The organism is Absiella sp. AM29-15 (assembly GCF_003434225.1).
GTDB lineage: Bacteria > Bacillota_I > Bacilli_A > Erysipelotrichales > Erysipelotrichaceae > Hoskinsella > Hoskinsella hominis.
Genome location: NZ_QVFL01000001.1, coordinates 170,311 through 188,712, shown reverse-complemented (window position 1 = coordinate 188,712; position 18,402 = coordinate 170,311). Strand labels below are relative to the sequence as shown.

At 33.0% G+C, this 18,402-nt stretch carries 20 protein-coding genes; 9 read left to right on the top strand and 11 right to left on the bottom strand.

The window, feature by feature from the left end:
* Positions 1–247: 247 nt before the first annotated feature.
* Positions 248–1,231: a Gfo/Idh/MocA family protein gene (locus DW761_RS00970; protein ID WP_117451203.1), complete on the bottom strand. Its 984-nt coding sequence runs from the start codon at positions 1,229–1,231 to the stop codon at positions 248–250.
* Positions 1,232–1,431: 200 nt separating this feature from the next.
* Between DW761_RS00970 and DW761_RS00965 the strand changes: the two genes are divergently transcribed.
* The 4 genes from DW761_RS00965 to DW761_RS00950 all read left to right on the top strand — a co-directional run bounded on the left by DW761_RS00965 (position 1,432) and on the right by DW761_RS00950 (position 4,960).
* Positions 1,432–1,821 carry a (deoxy)nucleoside triphosphate pyrophosphohydrolase gene (locus tag DW761_RS00965; protein ID WP_117451205.1) on the top strand — a complete coding sequence of 130 codons (390 nt, stop codon included), beginning with the start codon at positions 1,432–1,434 and terminating at the stop codon, positions 1,819–1,821.
* Positions 1,818–3,005, top strand: coding sequence for a PstS family phosphate ABC transporter substrate-binding protein (locus DW761_RS00960; RefSeq protein WP_199485568.1), 1,188 nt, complete (start codon positions 1,818–1,820; stop codon positions 3,003–3,005). Before DW761_RS00965 ends, DW761_RS00960 begins: the two co-directional genes overlap by 4 nt.
* 14 nt (positions 3,006–3,019) lie before the next feature.
* Positions 3,020–4,246 (top strand): HD domain-containing protein, encoded by a 1,227-nt coding sequence (locus DW761_RS00955; protein ID WP_117516164.1) that lies wholly within the window; start codon positions 3,020–3,022, stop codon positions 4,244–4,246.
* A gap of 159 nt (positions 4,247–4,405) precedes the next feature.
* Positions 4,406–4,960 (top strand): GNAT family N-acetyltransferase, encoded by a 555-nt coding sequence (locus DW761_RS00950; protein WP_117451209.1) that lies wholly within the window; start codon positions 4,406–4,408, stop codon positions 4,958–4,960.
* Between the two features lie 71 nt (positions 4,961–5,031).
* Here DW761_RS00950 and DW761_RS00945 read toward each other — a convergent pair whose 3' ends face one another.
* The gene (locus DW761_RS00945) at positions 5,032–5,727 is read right to left on the bottom strand and encodes a hypothetical protein (RefSeq protein ID WP_117516163.1); all 696 of its coding nucleotides are present in this window, start codon (positions 5,725–5,727) and stop codon (positions 5,032–5,034) included.
* 538 nt (positions 5,728–6,265) lie between these two features.
* Between DW761_RS00945 and DW761_RS00940 the strand changes: the two genes are divergently transcribed.
* From DW761_RS00940 to DW761_RS00930, 3 genes are read left to right on the top strand one after another with little or no spacing between them, the layout of a single operon-like run.
* Positions 6,266–6,757 carry a MarR family winged helix-turn-helix transcriptional regulator gene (locus DW761_RS00940; protein ID WP_117516162.1) on the top strand — a complete coding sequence of 164 codons (492 nt, stop codon included), beginning with the start codon at positions 6,266–6,268 and terminating at the stop codon, positions 6,755–6,757.
* Complete coding sequence (locus tag DW761_RS00935; RefSeq protein ID WP_117516295.1) at positions 6,747–7,130, top strand: FMN-binding protein; 384 nt, start codon at positions 6,747–6,749, stop codon at positions 7,128–7,130. The genes DW761_RS00940 and DW761_RS00935 overlap by 11 nt, the downstream gene beginning before the upstream one ends.
* A gap of 1 nt (position 7,131) precedes the next feature.
* Positions 7,132–7,668, top strand: a complete 537-nt coding sequence (locus DW761_RS00930; RefSeq protein WP_117516161.1) for a flavodoxin domain-containing protein — start codon at positions 7,132–7,134, stop codon at positions 7,666–7,668.
* A 13-nt stretch (positions 7,669–7,681) separates the two neighbouring features.
* Here DW761_RS00930 and DW761_RS00925 read toward each other — a convergent pair whose 3' ends face one another.
* From DW761_RS00925 to DW761_RS00910, 4 genes are read right to left on the bottom strand one after another with little or no spacing between them, the layout of a single operon-like run.
* On the bottom strand, positions 7,682–8,104 hold the full coding sequence (locus tag DW761_RS00925; protein WP_117451220.1) for a winged helix-turn-helix transcriptional regulator: 423 nt from the start codon (positions 8,102–8,104) through the stop codon (positions 7,682–7,684).
* Positions 8,105–8,161: 57 nt separating this feature from the next.
* Positions 8,162–9,400 (bottom strand): cytochrome c biogenesis protein CcdA, encoded by a 1,239-nt coding sequence (locus DW761_RS00920; protein WP_117516160.1) that lies wholly within the window; start codon positions 9,398–9,400, stop codon positions 8,162–8,164.
* On the bottom strand, positions 9,400–9,717 hold the full coding sequence (gene trxA, locus DW761_RS00915; protein ID WP_117451224.1) for a thioredoxin: 318 nt from the start codon (positions 9,715–9,717) through the stop codon (positions 9,400–9,402). Before trxA ends, DW761_RS00920 begins: the two co-directional genes overlap by 1 nt.
* Positions 9,718–9,738: 21 nt before the next feature.
* Positions 9,739–11,073: an FAD-dependent oxidoreductase gene (locus tag DW761_RS00910; RefSeq protein WP_117516159.1), complete on the bottom strand. Its 1,335-nt coding sequence runs from the start codon at positions 11,071–11,073 to the stop codon at positions 9,739–9,741.
* A gap of 152 nt (positions 11,074–11,225) precedes the next feature.
* Between DW761_RS00910 and DW761_RS00905 the strand changes: the two genes are divergently transcribed.
* Entirely contained in the window at positions 11,226–12,107 is an 882-nt protein-coding gene (locus DW761_RS00905; protein ID WP_117516158.1) for a hypothetical protein, read from the top strand.
* A gap of 45 nt (positions 12,108–12,152) precedes the next feature.
* On the opposite strand, the gene DW761_RS00900 is transcribed toward DW761_RS00905, so the two are convergent.
* The 5 genes from DW761_RS00900 to DW761_RS00880 all read right to left on the bottom strand — a co-directional run bounded on the left by DW761_RS00900 (position 12,153) and on the right by DW761_RS00880 (position 16,642).
* Positions 12,153–13,475: a hypothetical protein gene (locus tag DW761_RS00900; RefSeq protein ID WP_117516157.1), complete on the bottom strand. Its 1,323-nt coding sequence runs from the start codon at positions 13,473–13,475 to the stop codon at positions 12,153–12,155.
* A complete protein-coding gene (locus DW761_RS00895) occupies positions 13,469–14,338 on the bottom strand; it encodes an ABC transporter ATP-binding protein (protein WP_117516156.1) in 870 nt (289 codons plus the stop codon). The genes DW761_RS00900 and DW761_RS00895 overlap by 7 nt, the downstream gene beginning before the upstream one ends.
* 11 nt (positions 14,339–14,349) lie before the next feature.
* Positions 14,350–15,234: a hypothetical protein gene (locus DW761_RS00890; RefSeq protein ID WP_333782690.1), complete on the bottom strand. Its 885-nt coding sequence runs from the start codon at positions 15,232–15,234 to the stop codon at positions 14,350–14,352.
* Positions 15,235–15,392: 158 nt separating this feature from the next.
* Positions 15,393–16,106, bottom strand: coding sequence for a hypothetical protein (locus DW761_RS00885; RefSeq protein WP_117516154.1), 714 nt, complete (start codon positions 16,104–16,106; stop codon positions 15,393–15,395).
* On the bottom strand, positions 16,103–16,642 hold the full coding sequence (locus tag DW761_RS00880; protein ID WP_117516153.1) for an RNA polymerase sigma factor: 540 nt from the start codon (positions 16,640–16,642) through the stop codon (positions 16,103–16,105). Before DW761_RS00880 ends, DW761_RS00885 begins: the two co-directional genes overlap by 4 nt.
* 291 nt (positions 16,643–16,933) lie before the next feature.
* Here DW761_RS00880 and DW761_RS00875 point away from each other — a divergent pair, with 291 nt between their 5' ends.
* Positions 16,934–18,364, top strand: a complete 1,431-nt coding sequence (locus DW761_RS00875; RefSeq protein ID WP_117516152.1) for an RNA-binding domain-containing protein — start codon at positions 16,934–16,936, stop codon at positions 18,362–18,364.
* Positions 18,365–18,402 lie beyond the last annotated feature (38 nt).

Here is an 18,402-nt window from a genome sequence, read left to right as displayed (position 1 = left end):
CACAATTTTACAGACAAAATGTAAATAATTTGTGATAATTTTATGAAATGTGTTACATTTTAACATAAATATAACAAAATGTATTTTCTAATAATAAAAGTGCTAAATTTGTTCAACAATCAAAATCATTTGTTTTTCAATCGTGATATATTTATGTGATTCACATCATATTCTTTTCCTGTCAAAATGAAAAATTCTTACATTATGACAAGAATATATAAAAAAGCAGTAACATCTACGTTACTGCCTAGTTACGGTCTGCGTCAAATACAATACCGCCATCTTTTCTTGCTGTTTCATAAACTTCCATGACCATTTGAGAATAATCTAACAATTTCCAACATGTATCATAGTCTTTTTCATGAACGATTTTCACAAAATCTTTCAATTCATAATATAACGCATCTTCATTCTGACTAATCGCAAGAGATTGATTTTCATTTCCTACATTCAACATTGCATTTGCACAGCGGCTTGTTTCTGAATCAACCGTGATATATCCTTTTTCACCTTGAATTTGCGCAATACAATGACTCTTTGTATCTTTACAGCCAACACACACAGCTTTAAAGCCATCATATTCTAAAATCGCAACACCACTGGTATCAATACCATTTTCATGTAAATTAGGATAATAATGAATCTGTGCAGGTCTGCCAAATAATCCCATCACAAAGTGCAGATTATAAATATTGATATCGGATAACGCACCTCCACTAAATGCTGGATTAAATACATTTGGCGTTTCTCCAGCTAAGAATTTATCATAACGGGAAGAGTATTGGGAGAAGTTGCACTGTACCATGCGGATTTTCCCAAGGCGTGATAAATTTTCTTTCACTGCCAGATAATTTGGCATATGAATTGTTACGATCGCTTCAAACAGAAATAACTGTTTTTCCTTAGCCAGCTGTTTTAATTCCATAAATTCTTTTACTGTAGATGTAAACGGCTTTTCACAGATGACATGTTTTCCTGCCAATAAAGCTTCTTTCGCATAGCTATAATGCAAACTGTTAGGGGATGCGATATACACTGTATCAATATCGTTATTCGCAAGCATTTCCTTATAATCTGTATAAATATTTTTTATACCGTATTTCTCACTTAATGGGCGTGCACTCTCTTCTTTTCTGGAATACATGCCAACTGCTTCTACTCCTTCATTTTGTTTTACTGCATTTAAAAACCAATCCACAATAAATCCAGTACCAATTGTTCCAACTTTCATTTGATGATCCTCCTTCTTTCAGGTTTCTTTCCTTTAATATATCATAGAAATCCTCCCTCAAAAAGGATTTTCGAGAAACATTTCACGATTGTTTGATTCTTAACTTTTTCTAACATATCTTAATATTTTCCTGCTTATGGTAAATTTTGATTGTGTTTCTTCACTTGTTTTGTATAATGTAGGTAAGAGAGGTTACGCATATGAAAATAATGGAAGTTGTTTGTGGGGTAATGAAAAAAGATCATCAAGTTTTCATTGCCAAAAGAGGCAGTGGTGTACATGAAAACATGTGGGAGTTTCCAGGTGGCAAGGTAGAGCCTGAAGAAACAAAAGAAGAGGCAATCATCAGAGAATTAAAGGAAGAACTGGATATTGATGTGGAGGTAGAAAGATTTCTTGTGGATGTATTGGATAAACGAGAAGATATCTGTATTCATGTCAGTGCATATTTATGTAATATAAGGAAAGGAACGCCTGTTTTGCATGTACATCATGAAATGGCCTGGGTCAGTGCTAATGAGTTAGATTCTTACACATTTGAGGCCGCAGATGAAGCAATTCTACAATGCGTAAAAAGGGAAATCACATGAAAAATAAAAAAGCAATTCTTATCTTTATCATCGGGGTCGTATTAACATTAATCTCAATCCCATATATGTTCATAAAGCTTTTGATGTTTACATGGTCTACTACACAACAATGGCTATCTTGGGTGTTGTTTGCTACTATCATGATCTGTTATATCTGGATATGGCGTAATATCATACATTTTATTCATTTTCAAAAGCTGCTTGTATGGAAAAAGCAGCTGATCTATATGGTATGTATTCTACTATGTGGTGGGACTGTGGTATCTTTTCAGTTATATCATGCATGGGAACATCGCTTTGAAACAATATCCACAGAAGTAGATTTAGAAGAATATAAACCATTTGCATCTGATCGAATCGCAAAACTAGATGAAACTTCATCTTTACAGATCAAAGCACCGCTTCCTGTATTAGATGGCGCAACTGCTTTATATCCGATTTATTCAGCTTTTGCTCAGGCGATATATCCGCAAGATACTTATTCACCATATGATTCAAAAGTCATTTGTGCAACTACCCCTTATGCTTATGAAAATCTATTGAATAAAACTTCTGATATCATTTTTGTTGGTGGTCCTAGTGAGAAACAGAAAAAGATGTTTTCTGATGCGGGGGAAGAATTGGTTTATACACCAATTGGAAAAGAAGGCTTTGTATTCTTTGTGAATAAGGATAATCCTGTAACTTCATTAACATCCCAGCAGATAAAAGATATCTATAGTGGAAAAATCACGAATTGGAAAGAAGTTGGTGGAAAGGATTCTGAAATACGGGCATTTCAGCGCCCTGAAGGCAGTGGCTCACAAAGTGCCATGCTTCGCTTTATGGGAAATACGCCATTAAAAGAACCTATTACAGAAGATGTGCCAGAAGGAATGGGTGGTATCATATCACAAACCGCAGATTATCAAAACCGTGAAAATGCAATAGGATATTCTTTCCGTTTTTATGCCAGTGAGATGGCTTCAAATGATAAAATAAGGTTATTAGAAATTGATGGAGTCGCACCAACAAAGGAGAATATCCAAAATGGCACTTATCCATCCAGTAGTTTTTATGCGATAACATTAAAAAGCAATACAAATGAAAAAGTAAAACAAATATTAGAATGGATCGTTTCGGATCAGGGACAAGAATTAGTAGAAAAAACGGGCTATGTAAGTGAATCATTCAGTAATAAATAAGGCAGGTGAAGCATATGCAGAAAACAGATGAAGTAAAGGTTATGCGTGATCCCATTCATGGATATATTCATGTAGATGAACAGGTGATCTGGGATTGTATCAATGCGAAAGAGTTTCAAAGATTACGAAGAATTCATCAATTAGGCGGAGATTTTCAGGTATATCATACCGCAGAGCATACCCGGTTTTCTCACTCACTTGGGGTGTATGAAATCGTTAGACGAATGGTTGGTGAAATTCCACATTTAAAGGAAAGTCTGAATGAATATGAAAAAGTAACCGCAATGCTGGCGGGCTTGCTACATGATATAGGACATGGGCCTTTCTCTCATGCTTTTGAAGGTATCTCTGCACTGAAACATGAAGAATATACAGTTAAAATCATTTTGGAAAATAGTGAAATTCATCATATACTTGAAGCAGTTGATCCTAATTTACCGAAGGATGTTGCCAGTATCATTACCTATCAGCACCCTAAAGAATGCATGAATCAGTTAGTGAGTGGACAGTTGGATGCCGATCGTATGGATTATCTGTTGCGTGATGCTTATTTTACAGGTACCAGTTATGGAAATTTTGATCTAGAGAGAATTCTTCGTACCATTCGTATGGTAGATGGAAGAATCGTTGTAAAAGAAAGTGGTATTCATAGTGTGGAAGATTATATCATGGCTCGTTATCATATGTACTGGCAGGTGTATCTACATCCTGTCGCAAGAAGCTATGAGGCATTATTAACGGTATTGTTTAAACGTTTAAAGGATTTGTATCGAATAGATACATCTATTTGTGAAGCAGTCCCTATGTTTGCGCCGTTTTTATCAGGAGAAGCTGCCAGTATTGAAGCGTTATATGAACTGGATGAAGCAGCTGCTTTGTATGGCTTATCCTGCTTGATCAAATGGAAAGATGATATTGCTAAAGATTTATCATATCGTATTTTAAATCGAAAACTGTTTGAATACAAAACGATAAGAAACTCAGAAGATGATAAGGATATTATTTCTGAAGTAGAAAAACTGGGATATGATCCTGAATATTATGTATTTCATGATGCAGTATCACAAACACCTTACTCACCATATGCCAGAAATGAAAATGGACATAACATCTGGGTATTAGAAAAAGATGGTTCTGTTGTGGAATTATCAAAGGCCAGTGATATTGTTAAAGCATTGACGAATGCTGATTTAAAAGAAGAAAAAAAGGTTTATTATCCAGTAGAACATCTGGTTCTATAGAAAGGTAAGTTGGAAAAGATTGCACATCCACTTTTGATCAGAAAGATTTAACAGCTGCCAGATTACAGCATTTTATGAGAAATGATATCTGGAAGGATTGCTTTGCGAAAGTTGTGGAAATGGATGAACTTTTAAAAATGATAAAGGAGTTGTAATGTTATGAATCATAAAGGCAGTGTGGAACTATTAACAAAACGATTGTTGTTGCGCCCTTTCCGAATGGAAGATGCATATGCAATGTATGAAAATTGGGCAAGTGATGAGGAAGTTGTAAAATATCTTCGCTGGCCTGCACATCAAGATGTAACAATATCTCAAAAGGTATTATCACAATGGACTTCTCATTATCATGAACCTGATTATTATCAATGGGCAATTGAATTAAGAGAAAGTCATCAAATCATTGGAAGCATAAGTGTTGTAAGTAAAAATGAAGAAGTTGGTATGGTACATATTGGCTATTGTATTGGCAGAACATGGTGGCATCAGGGGTATACAAGTGAAGCGTTAGAACGGTTGATTACATTCTTTTTTGAGGATGTGCAAGTCAATCGTATTGAATCACAACATGATCCAAATAACCCGAATTCTGGTCGAGTCATGGCACATTGTGGAATGAAAAAAGAAGGAATCCATCGTCAAGCGGATATCAGCAATCAAGGTATCGTGGATGCATGTATGTATGCGATACTCGCAAGTGATGTAAGAAAATAAACTACCCCATGGCAAACCCGTGGGGTAGTAATTTTTGTTGTATTCTTTGAATTCATTATGTTTATCAATAATTAATCGTTTAGAATAGGTCCTTTTACAACTTCCATATCAATTTCTTTGTATGTTACATTTCCATGGCCATCACTGGCTTTAATGATGATTTTATGATTACCAAGATTCTTTGTGTTAATTTCTTGATTATCAGTTCTTTCATATGCCTTTTTGTAATCACGTTCTAAATCAGTATTTGAGAAGGTCACAATATATCCAGGATAAAAACGATTGAACTCTTTATTTTGAACAAGTGGAATTTTTTCTTTACTTTTCATATCATAAATATCAAGATCTTTTGTGATATCATAAGTCTTACCAGCTTCCACTTTGATTTTATCTTCACCTTTATAATTGATAATAGGAGCTTTTGTATCATCGATCAATAGCGTATAATTGTGTTCATACTTTTTATTTTTATACTCAACAGAAACATTTAAATCAATAATTCTTCCAACGTTATTTTCATCATAGGTGTAGTTAATCTTGCAATCTTCTTTTTTTACATCACTTCTGAAAGTATGATACATTTCGGTATCTGGAATAGCTTCACCCCATTCAAGAACGATTGCTCCATGTCCATCAATTCCACCGTTTAGTTCAAGGAATGTAACAGGGGATTGTGTTTCCTCTGTTTTGGCATTCTGACATCCACTTAACAATGCCATAAAACAAGGAATTAGTACAAAAATAGTTGTCTTTTTTAGCTTCTTCATAATAAAAACCCTCCTTTTTGTTTTATCATAGAGCCTCTATTTATAGACTTAATGAACTTTATGCTCATCGAGTAAGTCTTTAATTGATTAGTCGTAAGATGAGAATTTGTGTCTTTAATGAAGAAGCTAGTGAATGATTGAAAATATATATTAAATTATTCCAGTTTGCTTAATAAATTAAGCAAAAATGAAGTAATGAGAGTTATAAATTTAATTGTAATTGAATGCATAGCTTTGAATTTAAGCTTTATTTTATAAATAATGATTACTAAAAGTATTATGAAGAATGATGACAATTTTAGAAGTCATTTTAAACTATTTTTTGTAAACGTTTTCTAATATAATAATACCATATAAAGGTTGTTTGTCAATAGTGATAGAATGGCTAAAAATACTAATTATTTCGACTAATTAGATATGTTAATACTAAACAATTTAAAAAAAAGATGTTTCCGCCTATGGATTGATAAAAATGAATTTGACAAATAGGTAACTTGTTGCTATAATATGAGTAATAAGTTACCTAAAGGAGGCCTATATGGAATTAAAAGATTTGATTGAGAAGTTTTCTGACACAAAAGAAAACCAGCAAAAGGCAGTATTCAACACCATTTTTATCGCTGGGAATAAGCTTCAAACGATATTTGATCAGCATATACCAGATATATCTTTAAAACAATTTATGTTGTTATCCACAATACGTCATGCGGATAAACAAATGACATTTACACAATTGGGGGAGCTATTGGGATGCTCAAGACAGAATATAAAAAAAATCGCCAGTGTGTTAGAGAAAAAAGGTTATGTAAAAATTCAAACAAGTTCAGAAGATTCAAGGGCACAATGTATTTGTCCTACTGCTAAGGTACAGGACTTTTTTGAAAATACTTTCCATCAATATCAAAAGGAATTAAAGTTTCTGTTTGAAGTCTACACAGATGAGGAAATGGAGATGTTATTTCATTTGATGATGAAGCTGTATGATGGTATTGAACATTTGGAAAGTGCAGTTAGTAAAGATGAAGCATAAAGGAATTATTATAGTTGGATGTATTTGTTTATTGCTGATCATAGGTGGTGTATTTGCCATGAACCATATTGTAGATCAGGCGGATAGGCTTAGCATGAAAACACCTGATTTAGAAAAGATTGATGATGGAATTTATGAAGGGGAATATGGTATTGTGCCAGTTTCAGTGGTGGTTCAGGTATCTGTTCAAAATCATAAGATGGTAGATATTGCGATTGTAAAACATGAAAATGGTCTTGGAGGCAAGGCAGAAAAAGTTGTAAAGGATATTATAAAAACGCAATCTCTTGATGTAGATACCATATCTGGAGCAACAGTGAGTAGTAAATGTATCATGAAAGCGATCGAACAGGCGCTTGTTAAAGGAGAATAATATGAGCAATCAATTAGTAATATACAAATCAAAATATGGTGCGACAGAAAAATATGCCAAAATGTTGGCAGAATTATATGATTTTGATATGGTGAAAGTGAGCGATTTTCGTACATCTATGATACAGCATTATGATGTAATTGTATTAGCAGGCGCAGTCTATGCGAGTGGAATATCTGGATTACAGGTGCTTCAGAAAAATTATTCTGATATGGAAGATAAAATTGTGGCAATCTTTTGTGTAGGGGCTTCTCCATATGATGAAAAAGCAATCCTACAAATAAAGAATCATAATTTAAAAGGGGAATACAGCGATCTTCCATTATTTTATGGCAGAGGTGCATGGGATGAGGATAAGATGAGCTTTAAAGATCGTACCTTGTGTAAAATGTTAAAAAAGGTAGTAGCGAAAAAGGATCCTGCCACCTATGAACCTTGGGAAGAAGCACTGATATCCGCATTAGGAAAACAACATGATTGGACAGATGAGTGCTATTTAAAACCATTAATCGCTTATATTCAAACAAACAAAAAGTGAGGACACAACATCCTCACTTTTCTTCTACACATAAATCTTTCGGATCAATCAATTCACCAGTAGCTTCATTTACATAGGCGATTTTTACATTTGCTTCTTTATACTTTAAGCATTTATAGCTTTTATCTAAATGCTTGTCACCCCATATCAAGATGGCATTAAATACATCATCTAAATCTTCACTTTTTTCAGTTAAATCATACTGATAGCGTGGGGGGTGTTGTGAATATAAAGAACATTTCAATAAATCATCTTCACATAGATCTTTTAATCGTTTACTTAATAGATTTGTGGGGATACCTTCTAAAGCATCCTGCAGTTCTTTATATGTGTGATGGCCACATTTCACGGAATGTAAAATTAATAGTGTCCACTTATCACCAATCAGATTTAAACTCTGCGCAATATTACAAGGTAAATCATACTGTTTTTTCATGTTATCATCCCTTTTCGTTCATTATTCCCTAATGTTTTGTTTTATTTAAACATATATTTATTTAATTGCCAAGGTTTTATCTATAATCTGTTGCATAATATCACTTGTTAATTGTCCTTTTGCGATACCATATGGGATACCATCTCTTTTCACCATGATGGTAGTAGGATAGGAACTAATGCCAAATGCACTGCTTATAGCACCATCAGAGTCAAATAATACAGGCATTGTATAATTATTTTCTTTTAAGAAATCATATACACTTTGTTCACCATTTTTCTCACCAGGTGGATAAACAATGGTCAATACTACAACATCTTTACTATCTTTATACTTTTCATATAAAGCCTGAATGTGTGGCATTTCTGCCTGACATGGTGGACACCAGGTTGCCCAAAAATTCAGGAAAATCACTTTGCCACGATAATCCTTGAATGATATCTGGTTGCCATTTTGATCCTTTAATACATAATCAAGAGGTGGTACTTCTGTATTACCAGGCTCTTCATCTTTTTTCTCTGGTTCTTTTTTCTCTTCTGTATCTGTCTGTTTATCCGTTCTCACAGTTTCTTTTTGTGTTGTGGATGGAGATAGATAGCTGGTGATGGTATTCATTTTACCTGTAAACATCATGATTCCCATCAATATCAAAATGACTGCGCCAATTTTTACTGTATAGTTCATAATCTTTTTATGAGAGGAAAGCCATGATAATGCCTTATTGGTAAAGATACCAAGAATCAGAAATGGAATCGTTAAACCTAAAGCATAAATCAACATTAAACCATTACTGATCAGGAAGTTTTGAGAACTACCTGCCAGAATTAAAATGCTGGATAAGGCAGGACCAATACAAGGTGTCCATGCGAAACTAAACGTAAATCCCATGGCAAATGCCACAAAGATATTCATCGTTTTCTTTGGCTTCATACCTATTTTAAACGTTTTTTCTAGCGTCTTAAATTTAATGATGCCTAATTGATGGATACCTAAAAGAATAATTAAGATACCACCAATTCTTGCGAATAGTAGCATATGTGAAGAAAAGAAACTGCTAAAGACACTGATTCCAATATTCATCAAGAAAATAGCTATGAAGATACCGAATATAAAACAGATGGTAAACAGTAATACTTTTCTTTGGGGATGTGGTTCACTTCCACTGCTATGTCCAGCCAGATAACCCATATACACAGGTAACAGTGGTAGTACACAAGGCGAAAAGAAGGATAATAATCCTTCTGTAAATATAAGAAGTAAGCTAATATTGCTTAGTATGTCGTTAGGATTAACCATTACTTACCTTCTATAAAGTTCACTAATTTAGGATATGGCTGGTATCCTAAAACTGAATTTACAAGAATTCCTTTTTTGATAAGAAACAGATTTGGGATGGATTGTACCCCAAAACGTGCTGCAAGGTTTGGTTCTTTATCTACATCAACTTTCAAAACTGCCACTTTTCCAGCATATGCTTCTGCCAGCTTTTCAATTTCAGGTGCCAGCATCTTACAAGGGCCGCACCATGATGCATAGAAATCGATAAATACAACTTCATTCTTTTTTATAATTTCATTAAATTCAACTTCATTTGGATGTAATACATTTGACATAATATATGCCTCCTTTACTTATTATACATTTGAAAATAAATCGTTTAATGCTTCACTCATGGTTGGATGTGTGAAGATGTGATCACGTATTGCCTGATATGGAAGTTTTTGATCCATGGCAAGAGCCACAAAGTTGATCATTTCTTCTGATTCCGCACAGAACAATACACATCCTAACACTTGTTCAGTGTCTGCGTCAATCACAGCTTTTAATAAACCGTTTGGTTGTGAGATGACATTAGCACGAGGAATTGCGGCAGCAGGCATCTTTGCGATTTTGATGTTATGAGCAGCCTTTAAAGCTTCTTGTTCACTTAATCCTACACGGGAGAATGTTGGGGAAATAAATACAGAATAAGCAATGTTTCCACGATTTTCTGTTGTACGTTTTCCTTCACCAAATAAATGATCTTTTACAATACGATAATCATCTAATGAAATATAGGTAAACTGTAGACCACCTTTGACATCGCCCATCGCATAGATATGAGGAACATTTGTCTGTAGATGTTCATTCACGATTACATTGCCACGTGCATCTACTTTAACACCAGCCTGATCTAAAGCCAAAGCTTTTGTATTTGCATGTCTACCAGCAGCTAGTAAGACACCATCTACAGTTAAGCGATGATTATTTCCTGATGCATCTTTATAGGAAACAACAACCTGTTCGCCATCATTTTCAAATGCTTCTACACTGCTTAAGAATTCAAAAGCAACACCCTGAGATTCTAAAACTTTTTGAATCACATCAGCGATATCTTTATCCTCACGTTTTACCAATCGTTCCCCATGTTCAAACACAGTAACTTTACTGCCATATCTTGCGTACATACTGGAGAATTCTAAACCAATATATCCACCGCCGATGATCGCAAGGCGTTTTGGCAGCTCTGTCAGCTTCATCAATTCTGCGCTTGTATATACGTGTTTTGTATCATGAATACCTTTAATATTAGGAATATTTGGTTCTGATCCTGTGTTGATAAAAATCATTTCACCATATAAAACTTCATCCAGTTCTTCATTTTTAATATGTACTTCATGATCACTTACAAATTGTGCTGTAGCCGTATAAACATCAACATTTTCCAACTGATCTAATTTATCGAAGTTTTTCTTTCTCAGTTTTGTGACCAGTACTTCTTTATTTTCTACTGCTTTTGTATATCCGTTTTTATCTGCTTGTATAATCAATGATTTGGAAGGGATACAACCCTCATTGATGCAAGTACCACCATACATCTGGTTGCTTTTTTCTATCATTGCCACATGTTTTCCATGCTTTGCCATTTCAGCGGCCAGCGTTTTACTACCTTTTCCAAAACCAATCATGATTGCATCATATTTTTTCATATTGTTAAGCCTCCTTGCTTATGACACCCATACTATAACACTGTAAATATAATTTGTAAAGTATCTTGAAAAAATAAAGTTACTTTTTTTATTCTTTTGTTTATTGAAGCATATGTTTATGATAAACTTAAAGAAAAAGAGGAGGGGATTTCATGAAACTTACAGAGCTTTTAAAAGAACTCCAGACACAGGTGCCCATGTGCAGCAGTGAGGAATATGATGTGGATACCAGAAAAGCCTATATGAAAAAAACACGTACCTTCTTACATATCATAGAAGAAAGCGGCGTGCTAAAAGAATCAGAAATGAACACCTTAAAACGTATTCGTAATAAGATCAATGACATATGGATCAATTATTTATATGGAAGGGTGAATACGGCATCCTCCCAAATGCAAAATCTTCTACAATACCGTATCCATGATGATATTTATATGGATTATTTTCAAAATCCTGGATCTCAGCCAGCTATATTATATCGAGGAAGAATCAGTGAAAAACCACTCACAGATGTGAAATCTTTTTACCATATCCCGTTTAACCAACGCTATTTGATAGGCAATCAACGTTATAGCTTGTCAGGCATTCCTTGTTTATATCTTGCTTCTAGTATGGATTGTGTTTATGCAGAGCTTGGACAAAAAAAGAACGTTTGTTTATGTGAATGCAAATGTAAGAAAGATTTTCCATTATTTGATATGTCCATTGATTATGAATATATCTTGCATCATAAACGTACCAGAAAGGAAGTCATTGATTTTTTATATACGATGCCTTTAAAATATGCTTGTTCTATCAAGGCATTGGATAATGATGGCGCAAAGTTTAAGACAAATTACATCATTCCACAACTTATTACCGCAACACTTTATAATATGAATACGGATATCAAAGGGATTTGTTATGGCTCTATTGCAGGAAATGATTTATCATATCCCATGCGTTTAAATTATGTATATCTGCCTGTTTATATTCTGGGAAAAGATGTTTATGATATGGAATTAATGGGATGTTTTGATATGAAAATGAAGTAAAAAAGATTTATGTAGGCGTATACCCCATAAATCTTTTTCATTATGCTACTCACATATTTTATAAGAACGATAGCGTGGTATGATGAAACCACAACAAATCACAAACACGATGGCAGTAATTATATGAATAAAAATAGGTGTTAAATAGCATTGATGAAAAACTTCAATGATATTTGTGGATAAATATATACTACTAAAATCCATGTATTCTACAGGAAATAGACATTCTATACTACTTGGTAAAACAATAGGGGCAACAAAAATTAATAAACTTAATGCGAAAGACACAAAGCCTTTTTTGAAATATGTGGATAGGAATGCTGATACAAATCCAGCTGTAATACTACCACACAACAATAACATGGTGCCACCGATAAAGGTATCTTTGATGGTATAAGGGGATGGATAATTGTTTAAGAAATAGGTGCTTGCCTGCCAACTTCCTAATCCAGTTGTTATATAAACATAAAGTGTAAAGATGCTGGCATAGGCAGCCACAAAGCAAACACAGGATAATAGGAGTGCAATTAATTTCGCAATCACAGCTTTCTTTTTTCCCAATTGGCTGCTTTTTATGATATCTATAACATCCTGATCAGAATTAATACTTCGACTGGCTATAAATATAATCGCAAGAGCTAATCCAAAGCGAGTAGATGCCATCGTATTTAATAATATATTCCATCCTGTTGTATCATCATAATAGAAATTTGATATTGTATCCATCTTTTCTTTGAAGTAGGTAGTTTTTGTTTCTGATTTTAGAATACCATCAGGTATAAAGAAACTCATCTGTTTGTAATTGCCCTGTGCATCCATCATATCTTCACTTAGGTTTTGATTCCAAGGATGATCCATTAAGACAATATCATTTCTGATGATATCAGATAAAACCAAATAACGGGCAGTTGTTGTATAATCGAGCACATAGAATGGCTTTTTTCCAGTATCTGTTGCTCTGCCATCTAATTCATCTTTATATTTTATATTTTCAAATACTTCTGGTTGTTTTTCAAATTGTACTTTCCAATCCTTACCATATGTCTGTATCATCATAGCTTCATCAACATTTATAAGATAACTTTTTATCTTTTCGCTTTGATAATCTTTTTCAATCTTTTGTTTCCAGGCATCATCCATATAGCCTGCATATTCTTTTTGTATAGATTTACAATAAGCTTTTAACTCACTGGATGTGATTTTGCGCATATCATCGGTATATGCGATTGTATCTTGTACACCATCATTCATATAGGATATATTATCTGAAGTAGCTATATAGCCTAATCCTGTTATAAGAATGATTAATACAAGGGTAGATTTTTTAAGAAACAATTTTTTAAATTCATACCATATTAATGTTAACATAAGGCTTCCTCCTGAAAATGATATAGATATACATCATTTAAGGTAGGCTGTACCTTTGTGGCATCAGCATCAAAAGTTTCACTAATAAAACGAATATAACTTTCTTTTCCTACTTGTTTTTGGTTACAGATAACGCATGTTTTAGAAAGTTCGCTTAATTCCTTTATGGTGACTTTTTTCTCATAAACTTTACCTTCTAGCTGTAGTAACAGGTTTTCAGGGGTATCATAATCAATGAAGCTTCCTTCTTTCATAATCAATACTTTATGCGCAATATTTTCGATATCAGAAACAATGTGCGTAGAGAGTAATATGATTTTATTTTCACAGATATTCGATAACAGCATAGAAAACTGATTACGTTCTTTTGGGTCAAGACCCACTGTTGGTTCATCAAGGATTAAAATATCTGGATCATTTAACATAGCTTGAGCTATACCTAATCGTTGTTTCATACCACCAGACAAGGTTTTGATTTTTTTGTTTTTCTGATCAGTTAAATGCAATTCTTTCAACAGATGATCAATCCGTTGTTTGGTATAAGCAGGTTTTAATCCTTTTAAGGCACCCATATATTCTAAAAATTCATATACCTTAAAAGAAGGATAGGCACCAACATGCTGGGGAAGATATCCCACACATGAAAGATATTCTTCAATATTAGTATGGATGGGGTGGTTATTCCATAAAATATCACCTTGTGTTGGTTTTAAAACATCCACAAGCATGCGCATTAATGTTGTTTTTCCACTACCATTGGCCCCTAATAAACCAATGATACCAGGTTGTAAATTGACAGAAACATGATCTACCGCAATCTTTTGATGATATGTTTTTGTTAGTTTTTGTATTGTTAGTTCCATAATGTTCTCCTTTAAGCTTCTCGTGCTCGACTCTTGATTATACTGGCAATTGTACAAATAATAGAAATGGGAATCCATAAGTAACATGCAAATTGATAGAAATACATCATGTGATCACCTATGAGAATGAATGGTCCTGTTTCAAATAGTTGTGCAGGCATACTGGAAATCATAGGCGATAAATGCATGATACTAAAACCGAAGAATTCTGTCTGAAAAAATAGTGGTAAGAATAATAAGCAGAAGCCAATGGTGATGGATATATAATTGTTTTTAAATATGTTAGATATAAACATCGAAAAACATCCACAGCCTAAGCCACCAACGATGAGCATTCCAAGACCATATTGAAATTCTTCTTGAAAAGTAAATGGTGTCATGTGTTGAAGAAACGCAAGTGATATTGGATATTCGCTTAGGCCTTTGGTAATGGATATCCAAATAAAATAAATGGTATATGCAATCATTGGTAAAGATATGATTAATAGGAAGGAGCATAAAACTTTACTCAATCCTACCTTATATTTTCCAAGTGTACTTGCTTGAAGGATATCTGATGTTTGTTCCTGATATTCATGTGAAAATATGGGTGTAATCATGAACACGATATAGATGATATAAATCATAGAGAACATGTTTATACAATTACGCAGGGTATTCCAGGCATTGTAATTATCAAATGTAAAAGTCGTGCTGTTCATATCTTTCTGCATAAAAGTATAATTAGGATCAGATATTTGATTCCATTCCTGATCTAAAATCATTTGTTTTGTATTCAAAAGTAAAAACAGGCATTTTGAATCTTCATCATCCGGATGTACAAGTTCTCCATATTCATTTAATTCTAGTTTCGATACGATGTTATCATACCATTCTTGATCTACTTCACCTTTCATTGAAGTGAAATAGCTTTGTAATTTTGGACTAATATCTTTCGTATAAAAGGTTGCGTATAATAATGGGAATAAAATTAACAAGATAAGTAAAATTTTTTGAATAGGCGAGTAAAACATTTTTTTAAGTTCATATAACATAAGTTTCCACATAGTATACCTCAGCTTTCCTTTGGCTTTAGTTTCCATATATTTAACAACATACAGATGATAAAACTAAAGATGAAAATTGACTGTGATTGATAGAATATAAAATATTGATTTAAATAAATTAACACAAAGAACATGGTCATTCCCACATAAACAATCAAGATGCCTTGTATGGTTTCTAAATGATCTTTTAATTGTATGATACAAGTCGTGATGATCATGTAGGGAAGAAGTGATGTCGCAAAGATTTTGAATATGGATATATTTTGGTGTGTCAACGATAAAATCATCGCAATTAAACAAATAGAAATAAAGGTAGTGATAGATAAAACAAATAATTTATAGGCAATAATTTTTTCTATACGTATCGTACATACACGCTCTGTTTCCCACATATCGTTCATACGATTTCGTATGATTTCCACGGCAGATATCATGGAGAATAGTACACTTCCAATGATTAGAATGAAATATAGTTTTCCATAATCCTCAGATAATACCGAAAGACTCATGCTTAGTATGATAACTGTTAATATAGCCTGTAAGATAAATAGTTTTGGGAAATGATAATGCATGATTAATTTCATTTGACGAATGGTATTAGTTTCATGCTTTTGTATTGGAGCCTGTCTTAATATTTTTTTACTTTGTAAAATGGTTTCATTGATATCATCTTTTGGAATATCAACCATCATATAATCATCTAATATATCTTTTGTTTTCATGATCCTTCACCTTCCTTCCAATATTGTTCCACAAGTTTTAAGGCTGCTTGATAACGACTTTTCAAAGTTGATACAGGAAGCCCTGTAATCGTTGATATATCTTTAAATTTCAATTCCTGATAAAATCGGAAAATTAAGATATCCTGATGCTGACTTGGTAACTTTTTCAATATTTCTCTTACATCCTTGATCTTTTGTTTGCGATTGATGGTTTCCTGTACACTTTCTTTTTCATCTTTTAATTGATTAAAGTCAATTTCTTCATCTGTATAAAACTTTCTTTTTCTTGTTTCATCATAAAATAGATGTAACGCTATGCGGTATAGATAATTCAGCAATTTTCCTTTTGGTTCATAGCTATGAATATTTTGAAAAAATTTATAAAAGGTTTCTTGTGTTAGTTCTTTTGCGATATCCTGATTGCCACAGCGTCGATAAAGGTAGGAATAGACGAAAGGGTAGTTTTCTTTCACAATGTGTTCTACTTCATTTTCATCGCCGGCTTGAAGTTTTCTTATGATTTCTTTCTCTTTCATACAATCCTCCCTTCATACATTTAACGTTTGTGTTTGAAAAAAGACGAAATATTTTTAATTTTTTTCTATAGGTAGCATTATATCATGTTGTTTTTGGTTTTTAATTGCTTTTTATCTTTAGAATATCAGCGATAATTCAATTAAAATCAGCGATAAATGACGATAAATCAGCGATAAGTAGTGATAAATCAGCGATAAACGACGATAAATCAGCGATAAATAGCGATAAATCAGCGATAAAATGCTTTATAATTTGAATTTAAGTGATATAATAACAATGGAGGTGATTTTATGTTGGATTTAGAAAATCTTAGAGAATCAGTCAATATTGAGGGGAAAAAAGCCTCTAATACATTACCAAAATCTATTTGGGAAACATATTCTGCTTTCTGTAATACGCTTGGAGGCTATATTATTTTAGGTGTTGAAGAGAATGAAAATGGACAGTTGATACCTACAGGTGTTGATAATGTTCAATCAATAATAAAAGATTTTTGGAGTATAATTAATAATGTACAAAAGATTAGTATGAATTTATTAACAGATGAAGATGTCATTATACAAAAATATAATGATAAAGATATTATAGTGATACATGTACCAATGGCTCCACGACAATATAAGCCAGTTTATATAAATAATAATTTATTATCAGGTACTTATCGTAGAGATGGTGATGGAGATTATCATTGTAGCAAGCTTGAAATTAGCAATATGTTGCGTGACCAAAGCGATAGAACACAAGATTTTAAAATTGTAGAAAATAGTTCGATAAGACAAATTGATAAAGAATCTCTTGCTTCTTATCGCGCAAGATTTGATAAAAGAATGAAAAATCATACTTGGTCAGAATTAGATGATGAAGAATTTTTATATAGAATAAATGGTATGGATCGAGATAAAAATGGTGATTTAAGATTGACAGAAGCTGGATTATTAATGTTTGGATATGAATATGAAATTGTTAAAAAATTCGCAGATTATATTTTAGATTATGAAGAAATCTTAGATGACTCTATCAGATGGACTAATAGAATAAAAAGTGATGATATGACTTGGAGTGGAAATATTTATGATTTCTTCTTTCGGATTATACCTTTGATAAACGAAGCATTTCCTGTAAAATTTGAATTGGATAAGTATGGCGAACGAATATCTGAATCAAAAGCAAGTATAGCAGTAAGAGAAGGTCTAATCAATTGCATATGTAACGCAAACTTTTATGATGCATATGGTGTAGTGATTAGAAGATATCCTAAAAAGATCATTTTTACAAATTCTGGTGTATTACGCGTTCCAGTTGAAAAAGTAATTAAAGGTGGATACTCAGACGCACGAAATAAAGCTATCATGAAAATGTTTTCTTTAATAGGGTATAGTGAACGTGCGGGAAGTGGTATACCACAAATTTATGCAGTTTGGAAAGAGAATGGATGGCCAGAACCAAAAATAATTCAAGAATTCAATCATGATAGAACAACTTTAGAATTGGAAATATTACCAGTTTTGAAGAAAACAGAAAAAGAAATGATTGAAAATCCATATATAGCTAAGATTTATGATTATATGTTGGCTCATGATAAAGTGAAAAGTAAAGATATTGCAGAACTGCTAAATGTTAAAGATGCGCGGGCTCGGCAGTTATTGAAGGAAATGGTAAACGAGGATATCGTTATAACAATAGGTGCTAATAGGAATAGAATGTACATGTTGAAAAAATAGTAGAAAAAGGAAGCATGCTTGATGATTTGATATGTAAA